Source organism: Pseudomonas sp. SDT291_1_S447 (assembly GCF_054070155.1).
This window is the reverse complement of record NZ_JBSVXS010000020.1, coordinates 15,846-30,917: the sequence shown is the minus strand read 5'-3', so window position 1 is coordinate 30,917 and position 15,072 is coordinate 15,846. Positions and strand designations below refer to the sequence as shown.

The 15,072-nt window shown below is 59.0% G+C and carries 17 protein-coding genes; 10 read left to right on the top strand and 7 right to left on the bottom strand.

All coding sequences use genetic code 11. The annotated features are described in order from the left end of the window. Positions 1-195 precede the first annotated feature (195 nt). Together ACW9IR_RS09615 and hemH are read left to right on the top strand one after the other, a co-directional pair. Complete coding sequence (locus ACW9IR_RS09615) at positions 196-1,098, top strand: TIGR01777 family oxidoreductase (RefSeq protein ID WP_457462935.1); 903 nt, start codon at positions 196-198, stop codon at positions 1,096-1,098. Positions 1,099-1,111: 13 nt separating this feature from the next. After that, a complete protein-coding gene (hemH, locus tag ACW9IR_RS09610) occupies positions 1,112-2,137 on the top strand; it encodes a ferrochelatase (RefSeq protein WP_457462933.1) in 1,026 nt (341 codons plus the stop codon). Positions 2,138-2,239: 102 nt separating this feature from the next. Here hemH and ACW9IR_RS09605 read toward each other — a convergent pair whose 3' ends face one another. Both ACW9IR_RS09605 and upp read right to left on the bottom strand, forming a co-directional pair. Continuing rightward, on the bottom strand, positions 2,240-3,514 hold the full coding sequence (locus tag ACW9IR_RS09605; protein WP_077574503.1) for a uracil-xanthine permease family protein: 1,275 nt from the start codon (positions 3,512-3,514) through the stop codon (positions 2,240-2,242). Between the two features lie 2 nt (positions 3,515-3,516). Then, positions 3,517-4,155, bottom strand: coding sequence for a uracil phosphoribosyltransferase (gene upp / locus ACW9IR_RS09600; protein WP_007912842.1), 639 nt, complete (start codon positions 4,153-4,155; stop codon positions 3,517-3,519). Between the two features lie 163 nt (positions 4,156-4,318). Here upp and ACW9IR_RS09595 point away from each other — a divergent pair, with 163 nt between their 5' ends. The 3 genes from ACW9IR_RS09595 to ACW9IR_RS09585 all read left to right on the top strand — a co-directional run bounded on the left by ACW9IR_RS09595 (position 4,319) and on the right by ACW9IR_RS09585 (position 5,829). Then, positions 4,319-4,876 (top strand): hypoxanthine-guanine phosphoribosyltransferase, encoded by a 558-nt coding sequence (locus tag ACW9IR_RS09595; protein WP_064387625.1) that lies wholly within the window; start codon positions 4,319-4,321, stop codon positions 4,874-4,876. A gap of 122 nt (positions 4,877-4,998) precedes the next feature. After that, the gene (locus tag ACW9IR_RS09590; RefSeq protein ID WP_095123007.1) at positions 4,999-5,478 is read left to right on the top strand and encodes a hypothetical protein; all 480 of its coding nucleotides are present in this window, start codon (positions 4,999-5,001) and stop codon (positions 5,476-5,478) included. Between the two features lie 63 nt (positions 5,479-5,541). Continuing rightward, positions 5,542-5,829: a PA4642 family protein gene (locus tag ACW9IR_RS09585; protein ID WP_457462930.1), complete on the top strand. Its 288-nt coding sequence runs from the start codon at positions 5,542-5,544 to the stop codon at positions 5,827-5,829. Between the two features lie 67 nt (positions 5,830-5,896). Here the strand turns inward: ACW9IR_RS09585 and mqo are convergent, their stop codons facing one another. Continuing rightward, positions 5,897-7,405 carry a malate dehydrogenase (quinone) gene (mqo, locus tag ACW9IR_RS09580; protein ID WP_102901146.1) on the bottom strand — a complete coding sequence of 503 codons (1,509 nt, stop codon included), beginning with the start codon at positions 7,403-7,405 and terminating at the stop codon, positions 5,897-5,899. A gap of 709 nt (positions 7,406-8,114) precedes the next feature. Next, a complete protein-coding gene (locus ACW9IR_RS09575; protein ID WP_016987192.1) occupies positions 8,115-8,348 on the bottom strand; it encodes a hypothetical protein in 234 nt (77 codons plus the stop codon). 204 nt (positions 8,349-8,552) lie between these two features. Between ACW9IR_RS09575 and ACW9IR_RS09570 the strand changes: the two genes are divergently transcribed. Then, positions 8,553-9,137, top strand: coding sequence for a YajG family lipoprotein (locus ACW9IR_RS09570; RefSeq protein WP_008086137.1), 585 nt, complete (start codon positions 8,553-8,555; stop codon positions 9,135-9,137). Between the two features lie 268 nt (positions 9,138-9,405). On the opposite strand, the gene ACW9IR_RS09565 is transcribed toward ACW9IR_RS09570, so the two are convergent. Next, complete coding sequence (locus ACW9IR_RS09565; RefSeq protein ID WP_008083982.1) at positions 9,406-9,612, bottom strand: hypothetical protein; 207 nt, start codon at positions 9,610-9,612, stop codon at positions 9,406-9,408. A gap of 193 nt (positions 9,613-9,805) precedes the next feature. On the opposite strand from ACW9IR_RS09565, the gene ACW9IR_RS09560 reads away from it, so the two are divergent. Further along, positions 9,806-10,084 carry a hypothetical protein gene (locus ACW9IR_RS09560; protein ID WP_007912825.1) on the top strand — a complete coding sequence of 93 codons (279 nt, stop codon included), beginning with the start codon at positions 9,806-9,808 and terminating at the stop codon, positions 10,082-10,084. Between the two features lie 60 nt (positions 10,085-10,144). Here ACW9IR_RS09560 and ACW9IR_RS09555 read toward each other — a convergent pair whose 3' ends face one another. Continuing rightward, a complete protein-coding gene (locus ACW9IR_RS09555) occupies positions 10,145-11,308 on the bottom strand; it encodes a 1-acyl-sn-glycerol-3-phosphate acyltransferase (RefSeq protein WP_457462926.1) in 1,164 nt (387 codons plus the stop codon). 142 nt (positions 11,309-11,450) lie between these two features. Here ACW9IR_RS09555 and ACW9IR_RS09550 point away from each other — a divergent pair, with 142 nt between their 5' ends. The 3 genes from ACW9IR_RS09550 to ACW9IR_RS09540 are packed head-to-tail and all read left to right on the top strand — an operon-like array spanning position 11,451 to position 12,563. Continuing rightward, on the top strand, positions 11,451-11,633 hold the full coding sequence (locus ACW9IR_RS09550; RefSeq protein WP_016985166.1) for a CPXCG motif-containing cysteine-rich protein: 183 nt from the start codon (positions 11,451-11,453) through the stop codon (positions 11,631-11,633). Between the two features lie 9 nt (positions 11,634-11,642). Further along, positions 11,643-11,903 carry a putative signal transducing protein gene (locus ACW9IR_RS09545; RefSeq protein WP_007912819.1) on the top strand — a complete coding sequence of 87 codons (261 nt, stop codon included), beginning with the start codon at positions 11,643-11,645 and terminating at the stop codon, positions 11,901-11,903. 36 nt (positions 11,904-11,939) lie between these two features. Beyond that, positions 11,940-12,563: an SOS response-associated peptidase gene (locus ACW9IR_RS09540; RefSeq protein ID WP_102901149.1), complete on the top strand. Its 624-nt coding sequence runs from the start codon at positions 11,940-11,942 to the stop codon at positions 12,561-12,563. Positions 12,564-12,764: 201 nt separating this feature from the next. Here the strand turns inward: ACW9IR_RS09540 and ACW9IR_RS09535 are convergent, their stop codons facing one another. Beyond that, positions 12,765-14,906 (bottom strand): methyl-accepting chemotaxis protein, encoded by a 2,142-nt coding sequence (locus tag ACW9IR_RS09535; RefSeq protein ID WP_457462923.1) that lies wholly within the window; start codon positions 14,904-14,906, stop codon positions 12,765-12,767. Positions 14,907-15,072: the final 166 nt, after the last annotated feature.

Genomic DNA, 15,072 nt, shown 5'->3' with positions numbered 1-15,072 from the left:
GGGCCTCGTTTACCTTTCTGTACAGACTACGCCGTGGATGAAACCTGTACAATTTTGTTTTTTGGTATAACTTCTAGCGTTCTCGTTCTGACAGCTTGGCCTATGGTTAAACAATAGAGCCTGCCCGATAGAAAAGATCCCTGTTTATAAAAATAGACTAGTGATCCGGGTTAAACGCCACGCGAGGAAGATGTCATGCACATATTGCTGACCGGCGGTACTGGTTTGATAGGACGTCAGCTCTGCCGACACTGGTCGGGGCAGGGGCATCGCCTGACGGTGTGGAGTCGCAAGCCGGAAAAAGTTGCGAAGATCTGCGGCGCGCAGGTGCGTGGCATCGCGCGTCTGGAAGATCTCGGCGATGAGCCTGTGGACGCGATCATTAATCTGGCCGGCGCACCGATTGCCGATCGGCCGTGGACCCATCGCCGCAAAGCGTTGTTGTGGAGCAGTCGCATCACGTTGACGGAAACACTGTTGGCGTGGCTCGAAACCCGCACGCAGAAACCGGCATTGTTGATTTCCGGTTCGGCGATCGGCTGGTACGGCGATGGCGGTGAGCGCGAGCTGACCGAAGAATCGCCGCCGGTGATCGACGATTTCGCCAGTCAGTTGTGCATTGCCTGGGAGGAAACCGCACAACGTGCCGAGGCACAAGGCATCCGTGTGGTGCTGGTGCGAACCGGTCTGGTGCTGTCGGCCGAGGGCGGCTTTTTGTCGCGGTTGTTGTTGCCGTTCAAACTCGCGCTGGGCGGGCCTTTGGGCAATGGTCGGCAGTGGATGCCGTGGATTCATATCAACGATCAAATCGCCCTGATTGATTTTCTTCTGCACCGCGATCAGGCCAGCGGTCCTTATAATGCGTGCGCGCCGAAACCTGTGCGCAATCGCGAATTTGCCAAGACGCTCGGCAGCGTTTTACACCGCCCGGCGTTCATGCCGATGCCGACGCTGGCGCTGAAAGTCGGTCTCGGCGAGATGTCATTGTTGTTGCTCGGCGGCCAGAAGGCTATGCCGGCACGCTTGCTGGAAGCGGGTTTCACTTTCCAGTTCACGGATTTACGTGCGGCCCTGGACGATCTCTCCAGCCGCCTCTGAAATAGGACGTTGCATGACCGATCACGCCTTGCTTCTGGTCAACCTGGGTTCCCCGGCCTCTACCTCGGTGGCCGATGTGCGCAGCTACCTCAATCAATTCCTGATGGACCCGTACGTGATCGACCTGCCATGGCCGGTGCGGCGTCTGCTGGTGTCGCTGATCCTGATCAAACGCCCGGAGCAATCGGCCCACGCCTATGCCTCGATCTGGTGGGAGGAGGGTTCACCGCTGGTGGTGCTCAGCCGTCGTCTGCAGCAGCAGATGACTACGCAATGGACCCACGGCCCGGTAGAACTGGCGATGCGTTACGGCGAGCCATCGATTGAAACCTGTTTGCTCAAGCTGGTGGCGGCGGGACACAAGCGCATCACGCTGGCGCCGCTGTATCCACAGTTCGCCGACAGCACCACGACCACGGTGATCGAAGAAGCGAAACGGGTGATTCGGCAGAAGAACCTCGACGTGCAACTGTCGGTGCTGCAGCCGTTCTACGATCAGCCGGAATATCTCGATGCGCTGGTTGAAAGTGCCCGGCCGCATCTGCAGCAGGATTACGATCACTTGCTGCTGAGCTTCCACGGTTTGCCCGAGCGGCATCTGACCAAACTCGATCCGACCGGCAATCATTGCTTCAAGAATGACGACTGCTGCAAGAACGCCTCGCCTGCGGTATTGGCGACCTGTTATCGCGCGCAATGCCTGCGGACTGCGGCGTTGTTTGCTGAGCGCATGGGCCTGCCGGATGGCAAATGGTCGGTGTCGTTTCAGTCGCGTCTGGGCCGGGCCAAGTGGATCGAGCCGTACACCGAAGCGCGGCTGGATGAACTGGCGAAAAGCGGCGTGAAGAAAATTCTGGTGATGTGCCCGGCGTTTGTTGCCGACTGCATCGAGACGCTGGAAGAGATTGGTGATCGCGGCAAGGAACAGTTCCGCGAAGCGGGGGGCGAGGAGTTGGTGCTGGTGCCGTGCCTGAATGATGACCGGCAATGGGCGAAGGCCTTGGCGACGCTCTGCGAAAGAGCACCGCTGGCCCTCTAAAAGCAAATCGCGAGCAGGCTCACTCCTACAGGTATTGCGTTGACCTTGTAGGAGTGAGCCTGCTCGCGTTAGCTAACTGTCAGGCGATGAAGATCTAAAGGTTCAGATCAGCGGCTCATCCGCCTTCTTGTTCTTCCAGCCATCATTGCCCGGCAGAATCAGGTTCAGCGCAATCGCCACCACCGCGCACAGCGCGATGCCTTTGAGGCCGAAGTCGTCCGGGCCGGTGCCGGTGCCGACCAGCACACCGCCAATCCCGAACACCAACGTCACCGACACGATCACCAGATTGCGCGCCTCGCCCAGATCGATCTTGTGACGGATCAGGGTGTTCATGCCCACCGCCGCGATCGAACCGAACAGCAAGCACAGAATCCCGCCCATCACCGGCACCGGAATGCTTTGCAGCAGGGCGCCGAACTTGCCGATGAACGCCAGGCTGATGGCGAAGATCGCCGCCCAGGTCATGATTTTCGGGTTGTAGTTTTTGGTCAGCATCACCGCGCCCGTCACTTCGGCGTAGGTGGTGTTTGGCGGACCGCCGAACAGGCCTGCTGCGGTGGTGGCAATGCCGTCACCGAGCAGGGTGCGATGCAGGCCTGGCTTCTTCAGATAGTCACGACCGGTCACGCTGCCGACGGCAATCACGCCACCGATGTGCTCAATGGCCGGGGCCAAGGCCACCGGAACAATGAACAGAATCGCCTGCCAGTTGAACTCCGGCGCGGTGAAGTGCGGAATCGCAAACCATGGCGCTGCGGCAATCTTCGCGGTATCAACGACACCGAAATAGAACGCCATAGCAAAACCGACCAGCACGCCGGAAATGATCGGCACCAGACGGAAGATGCCTTTGCCGAACACCGCCACGATCAACGTGGTCAGCAATGCCGGCATCGAGATCAGCATTGCGGTCTGGTAGTGGATCAGTTCAGAACCGTCGCCAGCCTTGCCCATCGCCATGTTTGCGGCAATCGGCGCCATGGCCAGACCGATGGAAATAATCACCGGACCAATCACCACCGGCGGCAGCAAACGGTCGATGAAGCCCGTGCCTTTGATCTTCACGGCAAGGCCGAGGAAGGTGTAGACGAAACCGGCCGCCATCACCCCGCCCATGGTCGCGGCAAGGCCGAACTGGCCCTTGGCGAGAATGATCGGGGTGATGAAAGCGAAGCTCGACGCCAGAAACACCGGCACCTGACGCCCGGTGACGATCTGGAACAGAATCGTCCCCAGACCTGCGGTAAACAGTGCCACGTTCGGGTCCAGGCCCGTGATCAGCGGCATCAGCACCAGGGCGCCGAAAGCCACGAACAGCATCTGGGCGCCGGACAGCACCGTGCGCCAGAGCGGATCGTTGAACTCTTGCTGCATGGTCACGCGTCCTTCTGCTTGGTGCCGAAGATCTTGTCACCGGCGTCGCCAAGTCCTGGGATGATGTAACCGTGCTCGTTCAAGCGCTCATCGATGGACGCGGTGTAGATGGTCACGTCCGGGTGAGCTTTTTCTACTGCAGCAATGCCTTCCGGCGCGGCCACCAGCACCATGGCGCGGATATCTTTGCAGCCGGCTTTCTTCAGCAGGTCAATGGTCGCAACCATCGAACTGCCGGTGGCGAGCATCGGGTCGATGATCATCGCCAACCGTTCGTCGATTTCCGGAACCAGTTTTTCCAGATAGGTATGCGCTTGCAAGGTTTCTTCGTTACGGGCAACGCCCACAGCGGAAACTTTGGCACCCGGGATCAGGCTCAGCACACCTTCGAGCATGCCAATGCCGGCGCGCAGGATCGGCACGACGGTGATCTTCTTTCCGGCGATCTTTTCGACCGACACGGTGCCGCACCAGCCTGCAATATCGTAGGACTCCAGCGGCAAATCTTTTGTAGCTTCATAGGTCAACAGGGCGCCGACTTCCTGAGCGAGCTCACGGAAGTTCTTGGTGCTGATATCGGCGCGGCGCATCAGGCCGAGTTTATGACGGATCAGCGGATGGCGGATCTCGAGGATGGGCATGGAAAAACTCCGGCGGCGGGCAAAAAAACCGGCCTAGATTAATCTATCCGAGGGTGATGTCCTATAGGACATTCTGTACGTTAGTCCATAAAGGCTTGATTCGGCCTCGATGGATGCGTACCTTTGCCCGCTTTTCCAATTCCGCCAACCCCTGGAGAGCGCCATGTCCGCTGATCTCGAGCATATCCGTCAAATCATGCGAGAGGCTGACTGCCTGTACACCGAAGCTGAAGTCGAGGCGGCCATCGCCCGTGTCGGTGCACAAATCAACGAACAACTGGCTGACAGCAACCCGGTGGTGTTCTGCGTGATGAACGGCGGCCTGATCTTCTCCGGCAAGCTGCTGACCCATCTGCACTTCCCACTGGAAGCGTCCTACCTGCACGCGACCCGTTATCGCAACGAAACCAGCGGCGGCGACCTGTTCTGGAAAGCCAAGCCGGAAGTCTCGTTCATCGACCGCGACGTGCTGATCATCGACGACATCCTCGACGAAGGTCACACCCTCGGCGCGATCATCGACTTCTGCAAACACGCTGGCGCGCGCAAAGTGCACACTGCCGTACTGATCGACAAGGATCACGACCGCAAGGCGCGTCCTGACCTGAAAGCCGATTTCGTCGGCCTGCCGTGCATCGACCGTTACATCTTCGGTTACGGCATGGACTACAAAGGCTACTGGCGCAACGCCAACGGGATCTTTGCCGTTAAAGGCATGTAAGCAAGATCAAAAGATCGCAGCCTTCGGCAGCTCCTACAGGTTCGATGTAGGAGCTGCGGAACGCTGCGATCTTTTGCTTTTAATCCCATGCTAGAGTGCTCGGCCCGTCCCCGGAGCCAGCCATGAGCCTCTTGATCCGCAGCTTTGCCGCCCTGTTGCTGACTCTCAGCCTGCCGCTGTCCGCCGCGCCAATGCACAGCCAATTCCTGCCGCCGGACGATCTGACGGTGCGCGATGCCGAGCCTGAACAGCAGCAACTGTTGCAGGTCACCGATTACTCGGTGGTCGTCGGCGCGCAACGCCAGTCCAATCAGCAGCCGATTCCGGTTACTTCATCGCTGATGATCCGCCTCAAGGGCAAATCCCTGAACAAGGGCGCGACCATCACTCAGGTGCTGGTCAATTTCGACGGCGAAAGCAAAAGCCTGAAAAAACCGATCTACGACGACAAGAGCAAGACCCTGACGTTGTTTTATCCACTGGCCCAATACCGCGTGATCATCGATCTGCTGCGCAATGACACCGTGTATGTGCAGTTCCTCAGTTACGCCAATGGCCATATCTGGGCCGATTTGCACACCGGGGCGGTGCGATCGCGTTGAGCCGGGCGGCCGGGCAGGGGTAAACTGCCCGCCCCGTGTAATGTCTGCGAGCTGGAGTCGGCAATGCGTAAAGATAAGAAACAAGTGATTGGTGACGAGATCGGCGATGAGCAGATCAAGCTGTTCCTCGATTTTGAGCCGGTCGACGCCACTTCGCCGTCGCTGCACAAACTGATCAAGGCTTACCGTGGCCTGCGTATCGACGACTTCGAGCGCTTTCTGGGCTTCTTCGTTGCGGCTGGCTACGACGTCGATGGCAAGGACGAACAGGGCAAGACCTTCGTTGAGCTGATCGCCGATCAGCGCAACGCCCCGGACTACATCGAGCTGATCGAAAAGTCCCGCACCTGAGACTTTTCCCAAGCATAAAAAAACGCCCCGCACTCACTGAGTACGGGGCGTTTTTTATGCGGCAAGATCAAGCGTAGCTTGGGGTCTCGCTGCTTTCTTCAACCAGCTCCAGCGCGATGTTGTTCTGCGTGTTGATCTTGCGATACAGCGCAGCATCGGTTTCCAGCACCTTTTCACGGGCCGGGAAGATCTCGGCCAGTTTGCCAGCCCACTCACCCTTGGCCTTGGCCGGGAAGCACTTCTCGATCAGTTCGAGCATGATCGAAACGGTCACCGACGCACCTGGCGAAGCGCCGAGCAGGGCGGCGAGCGAGCCGTCCTTGGCCGCAACCAGTTCGGTACCGAACTGCAGGATGCCGCCCTTTTTCGGGTCTTTCTTGATGATCTGCACCCGTTGGCCGGCCACTTCCAGGCGCCAGTCTTCGGCTTTCGCCTCCGGGTAGAAACGGCGCAGGGAATCCAGACGCTGTTCCATCGACTGCATCACTTCGCTGACCAGGTACTTGGTCAGGTCCATGTTGTTTTTCGCCACGGCCAGCATCGGCCCGATGTTGCCGGCGCGAACCGACAGCGGCAGGTCCATGAAGGAGCCGTGCTTGAGGAACTTGGTGGTGAAACCGGCGTATGGCCCGAACAGCAGGGATTTCTTGCCGTCGACTACGCGGGTGTCCAGGTGCGGCACCGACATCGGTGGCGAACCCACGGCCGCCTGGCTGTAAACCTTGGCTTGGTGATGCTTGACCACTTCCGGATTGTCGCAACGCAGCCACTGGCCGCTGATTGGGAAGCCGCCGAAACCTTTGCTTTCTTCGATGCCCGAAGCCTGCAGCAACGGCAACGCCGCGCCACCCGCGCCGAGGAAAACGAACTTGGCATCGACTTCACGCGTGCTGCCGCTGTTGACGTCCTTGATGCTGACGGTCCAGCCGCTGCCGTTACGCTTGAGACCAGTGACGCGCTTGCAGTATTTGACTTGAGTGTCGGGAGCGCTGGTCAGGTGCTTGAGCAACTGATTGGTCAGGGCGCCGAAGTTGACGTCGGTGCCGTTCATCACGCGAGTGGCAGCGAGCACTTCGTCCGGCGAGCGGCCCGGCATCATCAGTGGCATCCACTCGGCCATTTTGCCCTTGTCTTCGGTGTATTCCATGTCAGCGAAAGCGTGGTGCTTGCTCAACACGTCGAAGCGCGATTTGAGGAAAGACACGCCGCTGTCGCCCTGGACGAAACTCAGGTGCGGCACCGGGCTGATAAAGGATTTGCACGAGCCGAAGGTGCCTTTCTTGGTCAGGTACGACCAGAACTGCTTCGACACCTCGAACTGGGTGTTGATGTGCACGGCTTTCTTGATGTCGACAGTGCCATCGGCGGCTTGCGGCGTGTAGTTCAGCTCGCACAGGCCGGCGTGGCCGGTACCGGCGTTGTTCCAAGGGTTGGAACTCTCGGCAGCACCGGAATCCATCAGCTCGACGACTTCCAGCTTGATCGCGGGGTCGAGCTCTTTGAGCAGCACGGCCAGGGTGGCACTCATGATGCCCGCCCCAACCAGAACTACGTCGACTGCTTCGTTATGCGCCATTTAACGCGTCTCCAAAATCTGCAGCACCAAATTGTCGGCATGGCTGCCAGGCGTTCCGGAACAGGTCAATGATGTCCGGGCTATCCGTGGTCAGGTTCGCCATGTCCGAATATTCGCAATTTTTCGCAACTTCGACGGATGTATGCGGCTTGGCTTTCAAGAGCTCCATGAACTCATTTCAGCACGCAGCTGGCAATTCGACTTATGGTCGAGACATCCGTTTTTGTGCAACCAAATCCGTAGCGGACAGGCTTCAGGCTCCGATATTCGAGGTATACCCGGTCCTGTGTCGTTGGGCTGTTTCAGACGCTAATGGTGCATGTTCAGACGCAAAACTTTTCATTTGCTCGCCACACTCTTGTGAAGTTGTGAAAACCCGTTTTTTTCACGCTCTTTTGAAGACGTGAACCTCAAAAAAGGGCTGTCCAGGCCTGGCACCTTGCCCGAGGGCAAAAACAACGCGGTGGCCGAGCGTCATGACAGCTCTGCAGATTCGCGAAAAGCGGGGTTTTTGCCGGAAGAACAGGCAAGCGCGCCAACTTCACTCGATCTGTGTGGGCGGCTCTCTGTGGGCGATTTTGATGTCAAATGCATGCGCATTGACGCTGTTGCGGGGCCCGATCAGGAGACGTCCTTATAATCGGGGGGAGATTGTATCGAAGAAATGCGGGCAGTTGCTCGTGTTTAATGACTTTTATTAGGCATCCGGTCAGATGCTCAACATCGCTTGCGCGCGTGCACGGGGCTGCGACGCTATGACGCGGGCGCTGGCGGGCAGTGGCTGGTGCAACCAGTTGAGGCGGATTTCTTCGATTTCCACCCAACCGTCACCCATCGGCTGCAGGCTGCACTGCTTGAAAGCCTGGCAATGGCCGTTGCGGTCGAGCAGGGCGAAGCTGCGATGCAGTGGGCGCGGTGCGAACAACGAGATCAGATAACGCATGGTTGAGTACCTTGTGGGGGACTGATTGCAAGGTTGCCAAGGCGCCGTGACGTCAACGTGTATGGCGGGTGAATAATCTGTGACAGGAACCGCTTTCCCAAGGGTTTGTCAGACATTTCAGTATTCGCTGCCGGGCGCTGGTTACCCGCAGTGGCCCACCGCTATACTGCCGGCCTGTTTGTGCCTGATTCTGGAGAGAAGAGCATGTTGCAACGCCTGTTGTTCGGTTTGATCACTGTGGCCGGTTTGACCCTGGCCGGCTGCGCCCACAGCCCGCAACAACTGAACCCGGAGCCGAAGCTGACCACCCAGCTGCCAGCGGTCGGCCGTGGTCAGCCAGTCGTCGTGCGTGTGGTTGACGGTCGTCCGTCGCCAACCCTCGGTACCCGTGGCGGTCTGTACCCGGAAACCAGCGCCATCACCGTGCAGCGCGAGCAGATCCTGCCGAAGCTGCAGGCTCAGGCTGAAGCTGCCGTGCGTCTGCTCGGTTTCACCCCGACCAACAATGCGCCGAATGCTCCGCAGTTGACCGTGACCCTGGCCGAGCTGAAGTATCAGTCGCCGAAAGAAGGCATGTACGTGACCGAAGCGACTATCGGCGCGACCTTCCGCTCCGACGTGCAGAACGCCAACCGCCGTTACAGCGGTCGTTACGGCGCTTCGCTGGACCAGCGTTTCGGCATGGCGCCGAACCAGGAAACCAACACCAAACTGGTCAGCGATGTGTTGAGCGATGCGCTGACGCGTCTGTTCAAGGATCCGACCGTGGGTCAGGTTCTGGCCGAGTAAGTTTTCGGCGGATGTGAAAAAGCCCGGGACCAGTGATGGTTTCGGGCTTTTTTGTGGGTGTCAGGGTTGGAATTTGTGTTGGATGAACGACCGATCCCCCTCACCCCAGCCCTCTCCCCCAAGGGGCGAGGGGGAACGGGAGCCGATCGGGGGCTTTTCAGAACCGGAGTTCAACTCGAGTTTTTCAGGTCGATGTATCTCGAATAAACAACTCGGTCAGTCCCCTCTCCCTCCGGGAGAGGGCTAGGGTGAGGGCGCTTTTGATTTTTCAAGCTGCCTGCGAGTAGAAATCGAGAACGCTAACGCCCGTCAACAAATCCGTCTCCGGCAAATCCGCATGCTGATGCCCGCCGAGTGCGCAATACACCAGCCAATGGCGATCCTGAACATTGAAGGCAAGGCTGCCGACGAGGCTCTGTTGTTCGTCGTAGGGGGTGATGAGGTACAGACGATCCTGGTTTTCAGCGTGAAGCATGTCGCGTTCCATGTGCGTTTCGAGGCGCGCATCTTGGTGTATCCACATGACGAAGCCGTGACACAGGACAGCCATCGGTCGATTGTCAGGTAATTTGTCGCAAAGCCTGGGGCAGGGCGCTCGGGTTTCGGTAGAATCCGCGCCGCGGTCGTCGATCTGGCGTCTGCCATACCGGTTCAGATAGAGGTCTGTGATGTCGCTGCACTTGATGACGCTGTTTACCGCCCATCCCGCCAAGTTGATCAACTTGCTGGCGCTGCTGTTGGCGTTTCCGGGCAGTTGGCTGCTGCACGCCACTCGCCGCCGTGAACAGCGCGCGATGGCCAGCATTGCCGCCCAGCGTCAGGCGCAGCCGAATGCCGAGCCGATCCTGGACTGGGCGACCTTGCGCATGAACCGGTTTTTCTATCGCTTCGGTTTTGCTTGCCTCGCTCTGGCCCTGATCGTTTCCTGGATCAGCACGCGCTTCTGAAAGCTTCAGGCATAAAAAACGGCGCCCGAAGGCGCCGTTTTTGCGTCAGGTGGAAACCGCTTAAAGCGGCAACCCAGCCTTGACCCGATACTGATTACGCACCGGCGTCGCGTATTGCAGCACCAGATACGGACGGTGCTCTGCAGGGCACGCATCCAGCCGGCTCTGCCATTCTTCCTGCGCCTTGGCCAGTTCATCCGCCGGGAACACCTCGGCAGCTTTCGGCACGTTCAGTTGCGGATCGGCGTCAGCCCACTGCGCATACGCCAGGTAATGCACCGGAAACAGGCGATAGCCGCCGAGAATCTGCTTGTCCATCTCGACTGCCAATTGCTTGGTGTCTTCGAACAGCTCGGTGATTGGCGGTGCGAAGTTCACGTGCACGCGGCCCTTGTAGCCGGTGATGCCCTTGGCGATGCTCACGTCATCTTCGCCCGGCGCTTTTGCGTAGGTGCCGGTGGTGGCGCGGATGTACAACTCGCGAGCCTTGGCCTGGTCGCACGGGTCGTATTCGTAGCTGATCGACACCGGGGTGACATTCAGCGAGCGGATCACTTCGCCGAACGGCTCGTCCTTGCGGCTCATGTGGAACATCTTGAGGATCGCCGATTCGGTGCGATCGTCGCCATCCTTCGCCCGCCCTTCGGCCTGAGCGATCCAGATCGACGCGCAATCGTTGCGGATCGAGTGGTTGATGTACGCCGACAACAGTTGATACGCAGCCATTTTCTCGCGGCGGCCGGTGATCGAACGGTGGACGATAAAGCTCTTGTTCAAACGCATCAGGTCGCTGACAAACGGCTTTTGCAGCAGGTTGTCGCCAATCGCGATGCGCGGCGTCGGCAGGCCGGCGTGGTACACGGCGTAGTTGACGAAGGCCGGGTCCATCACGATGTCGCGGTGGTTGGCGATGAACAGATAAGCGCTGCCGGACTTGAATTGCTCGACACCGGTGTAGGTCACGCCGTCGGTGGCGCGCTCGATGGTGTGGTCGACGTAGGACTCGACCTTGTCCTGCAACGTCGCCACCGACGTCACGTCGGCGAACTCACGACGCAGCCGATGGGCTATAAGTGGTTTGAGCATCCAGCCGAAGGCACCGGCAAAACGCGGGAAGCGGAAGTGGGTGAGGATATCTAGAAACGCCTTGTCGCCGAGCAGTCTTGCCAGTACCACAGGTACTTCGCTGTCGTCGTAAGGTCGGATGGCATCGAATTCGCCCATCATGCTCTCTTGTTGGAAACGGCTAGGGTAAGTAAAGGTTTTGATCGAAAACCCGCGGGGCACGGTCTGAAAAAGTAGCCAGACAAAAATAGCCCTGCAAATAGACCGGCGATTATACGCACAAGTCACTTGGGAGACCGCGATGCTGGAAACCGCTGATTACGAATGTCCTTATTGTGGGGAAGTAGTAGAGACGACGCTGGACCTGTCCGGTGGAGATCAGACTTACATTGAGGACTGTCAGGTGTGTTGTCGGCCGATCACGTTCGTTTTGCAGGTTCATGGAGAGGAATGGCATCTGGAAGTCTTCAGCGAAAACGAGTGAGGCGCGCCCATGCAGCGAATCTATGAGCCGGAAAACCTGATGGAAGGTGAAATGCTCAAGGGCATGCTCGCCAGCGAAGGCATCGAAGCGCACTTGATTGGTCGCGATTTGCTCGGTGGAACGGGCGAGCTGCCGATCTTCGGTCTGTTGGGCTTGTCTGTGGATAACGATCAGGCCGAATACGCCCGCGAGCTGATCACCGCGTACAATGCCGCGCTGCCGCTGCCCGGCGATGAACCGGAGAGCTTCCCCGGGACGTTGGTCTGTTAGGCTGAGCTTCGTTTTACTTCAGAGTCGTGTTGCCCCATGTGTGGACGTTATGCCCTGTTTCGCTGGAACCGCGATTTCGCGGCCCTGCCAGGTTTTCCCGCCGATCAGCAGGCGCAGTGGAACATTTCCCCCAATGATTCGGTGTTGATGCTGCGAGCCGCTGAAGATGGCCAGCGCACGTTGGCCCGCGCCCGTTGGGGGCTGACGCCGCCGTGGCTGACCGATCTGTCGAAAACCCCGGCGCATGCCCGGGCGGAAACCGTGGCCGAGCAGCCGATGTTTCGTGAGGCGCTGCGCCAGCGTCGTTGCCTGCTACCGGCGAATGGTTTTTACGAATGGCGCGGAACCCAGCGCAAGCGTCCGTTCTGGCTGACGCCGGGGGAGGGATCGTCGCTGTTTTTCGCGGCGATCTGGGAGGCTTATCCGGTGCAGGAGCAGGTGTGGCTGAGCACTGCGGTGATTACGCAACCGGCGTCGAGTCAGCGGCGGCCGTTGATTCTCGATGAGGCGGGGCAGGCGGCGTGGCTCGATCCCGAGACGCCGTTGCATGTCTTGCAGGGGTTGCTGGCCAGTGAGCCAGCGGCGTTGCGTGAGCGGGTGTTGGCGAATCTGATCAATGATCCCAAGCTCAACGGGCCGGAATGTTTGACTCCGGGTTAAAGCCTTTAGATCAAAAGCCCCTCACCCTAGCCCTCTCCCGGGGGGAGAGGGGACTGACCGAGTTGTCTACCGTCATGCATCGACCTGAAAAATCGTGGCGATTATGGATTCGGTGAAAAGCGTTCAAGTCGGTGTACTTCGTCAATATCCCCCAATCAGTCCCCTCTCCCTCTGGGAGAGGGTTAGGGTGCTCTTGGCTTTTCAGACCTTGAATTGATTGATCAACCGCCGCTGCTGCTCTGCCAGCTTGGTCAAATCAGCACTCGCCGAACTCGACTCATCCGCACCGCCCGCGACTTCATTGGCCACTTGCCCAATGTTGATCACATTGCGATTGATGTCATCGGCCACCGCGCTCTGCTCTTCCGCCGCACTGGCAATCTGCGTGTTCATGTCGTTGATTACCGATACCGCCTGAGTAATCGTTTCCAGCGCCTCAGCCGCTTTCGCCGCGTGCTGCACGCTTTCATCAGTGCGGTTCTGGCTGTCTTCCATGACCCGCACGACATCGCGAGTGCCCTGCTGCAGTTGCTGAATCATGCTCTGGATTTCTTCGGTGGCTTTCTGGGTTTTCTGCGCCAGATTGCGCACCTCGTCTGCCACCACCGCAAAACCACGACCTTGTTCACCGGCACGCGCCGCTTCAATCGCCGCGTTCAGCGCCAACAGGTTGGTCTGCTCGGCAATCCCGCGAATTGCCGTGAGAATGGCGTTGATGTTCTCGCTGTCCTTGGCCAGCGTCTGCACCACGTCTACCGCCTTACCGATTTCCACCGCCAGCACACCAATCGAGTTCGAGGTGTCACGGACAATCTGCATGCCCTGGCTGGCCGCTTGATCAGCATGACTGGCCGCTTGTGCCGCCTGCGTCGCGTTGCGCGCGACGTCCTGAGCAGTGGCGGTCATTTCCTGTACCGCCGTGGCGACTTGATCGATCTCGGCCATTTGTTTCTGGATGCCGATGTTGGTGCGAATGGCGATGTCAGCGGTGTGTTCCGAGGAATCGCTGACGCTCTGCACCGACGTCACTACCTGCGTGATCATCGCCTGCAATTTGGCCAAAAAGGTGTTGAAGCCCTTGGCGATCGAGCCCAATTCATCGCTGCGATCACTGCTCAAGCGTCGGGTCAGATCACCTTCACCCTGAGCAATGTCATTGAGCATGGCGACCATTTGCTTCAGCGGTCGGGCGATGCCGTGGCCGACCAGCCAGATCACCAGCAGGCCAATGCCGGCGATGAGCAGACCGACCATGGCCATGCCGAAGGTGTCGGATTTACGCTGAGCATCCAGATCGGCCTGTAGCTTTTGCAGATCCGCCATAACGGCGTTCAAAGGCAATTGCAGCATCAATGTCCAGCGCGCGTCGGTCTGGCCGATGCCGAACGGCAGGTACAACTCGATGCGGCCCTTGTCCTTGTTGACCGAGTAAGTCACTTCACCGCGCTTGAGATTGGCCATGGTGGCCGTCTGTTCGGCGTCGAGAATGTCGCTGACTTTTTCGCCGAATTTGCTCGGATCCTGTGTGTACGCGACGATCCGGCCGTTGCCGCCGATCAGGGCCATTTGCCCGGCGCCGCTGTACAACTTCTGGTTGGCGCCGAGGAGCATTTCCTGAATGAAGTTCACCGACAGGTCGGCGCCGACGATGCCCTGGAAAGCTCCGTTGAGCATGATCGGTTCAATAAAGGAGGCGAGCATGACGATCTTGTCGCCGACCTTGTACGGCGCCGGATCGATCACGCAGGCTTTCTTGGTTTCCTTCGAGCACAGGTAGTACTCGCTGGCGCGCACGCCGGTGGACAGGGTCTTCTGATCGTCGACGTCGACCAGTTTGTCGAGGCCGAGGGTGCCGTCATCGTTGCGGAACCACCATGGCAGGAAGCGCCCGTTGGCAGCGTCGATGCCGATCACGCTGGTGCCGACGTAGGCCGCGTCATTGTGGTCGAGGGCGTTTTTTTCCCAGCCGATATACGTGCCGAGAATTTTCGGGTTCTTTTCGACGTTTTCTTTGATCAGGCTGATCAGTTGTTCGCGGCTGACGGTCAGACGTGGCTGGCCATCGGCGCCCGGTGTGCCGAGCAGGGCGTTGACCCGCACCAGTCCGCCGGCGATCAGCAGGGGTGCTTCGAGTTCGCGCTGGATCTGGCTGACCTGGGTTTGCGCCAGCGAAGTCAGGCGCTGTTCGATGACTTGCTCGAACTGCGCCTGGGTGCGCTGCTGCACCATTTCTTGCGTGCGCGCGCCGGAAAACAGCGCATACAGCACCAGCGCGGCCACCACGCTGAGCACGATGGCGCCGGCCAGGGCGGCAACGGAAAACTGGATCGACTTGAACTTCATGGGAGCTCCGCACGCAAGAGGACGTCTGCGCTGATGTATCGGCAGCCGGCATTGGGCCATGAGTGCGAGCCGGTGCAATTGCAAGCCGATGTCGCAAATGGATCAGTGCGCGGCGCAGTTGCACCGGGCTCAGTGGTGGCTGTGAATTTTTTACGACAGGCCAAGT

Bases quoted from the DNA above. Each gene is read 5' to 3' on its own strand.
- ACW9IR_RS09615 (WP_457462935.1), top strand. From the start codon at position 196: ATGCACATATTGCTGACCGGCGGTACTGGTTTGATAGGACGTCAGCTC.
- hemH (WP_457462933.1), top strand. From the start codon at position 1,112: ATGACCGATCACGCCTTGCTTCTGGTCAACCTGGGTTCCCCGGCCTCT.
- ACW9IR_RS09605 (WP_077574503.1), bottom strand. From the start codon at position 3,514: ATGCAGCAAGAGTTCAACGATCCGCTCTGGCGCACGGTGCTGTCCGGC.
- upp (WP_007912842.1), bottom strand. From the start codon at position 4,155: ATGCCCATCCTCGAGATCCGCCATCCGCTGATCCGTCATAAACTCGGC.
- ACW9IR_RS09595 (WP_064387625.1), top strand. From the start codon at position 4,319: ATGTCCGCTGATCTCGAGCATATCCGTCAAATCATGCGAGAGGCTGAC.
- ACW9IR_RS09590 (WP_095123007.1), top strand. From the start codon at position 4,999: ATGAGCCTCTTGATCCGCAGCTTTGCCGCCCTGTTGCTGACTCTCAGC.
- ACW9IR_RS09585 (WP_457462930.1), top strand. From the start codon at position 5,542: ATGCGTAAAGATAAGAAACAAGTGATTGGTGACGAGATCGGCGATGAG.
- mqo (WP_102901146.1), bottom strand. From the start codon at position 7,405: ATGGCGCATAACGAAGCAGTCGACGTAGTTCTGGTTGGGGCGGGCATC.
- ACW9IR_RS09575 (WP_016987192.1), bottom strand. From the start codon at position 8,348: ATGCGTTATCTGATCTCGTTGTTCGCACCGCGCCCACTGCATCGCAGC.
- ACW9IR_RS09570 (WP_008086137.1), top strand. From the start codon at position 8,553: ATGTTGCAACGCCTGTTGTTCGGTTTGATCACTGTGGCCGGTTTGACC.
- ACW9IR_RS09565 (WP_008083982.1), bottom strand. From the start codon at position 9,612: ATGCTTCACGCTGAAAACCAGGATCGTCTGTACCTCATCACCCCCTAC.
- ACW9IR_RS09560 (WP_007912825.1), top strand. From the start codon at position 9,806: ATGTCGCTGCACTTGATGACGCTGTTTACCGCCCATCCCGCCAAGTTG.
- ACW9IR_RS09555 (WP_457462926.1), bottom strand. From the start codon at position 11,308: ATGGGCGAATTCGATGCCATCCGACCTTACGACGACAGCGAAGTACCT.
- ACW9IR_RS09550 (WP_016985166.1), top strand. From the start codon at position 11,451: ATGCTGGAAACCGCTGATTACGAATGTCCTTATTGTGGGGAAGTAGTA.
- ACW9IR_RS09545 (WP_007912819.1), top strand. From the start codon at position 11,643: ATGCAGCGAATCTATGAGCCGGAAAACCTGATGGAAGGTGAAATGCTC.
- ACW9IR_RS09540 (WP_102901149.1), top strand. From the start codon at position 11,940: ATGTGTGGACGTTATGCCCTGTTTCGCTGGAACCGCGATTTCGCGGCC.
- ACW9IR_RS09535 (WP_457462923.1), bottom strand. From the start codon at position 14,906: ATGAAGTTCAAGTCGATCCAGTTTTCCGTTGCCGCCCTGGCCGGCGCC.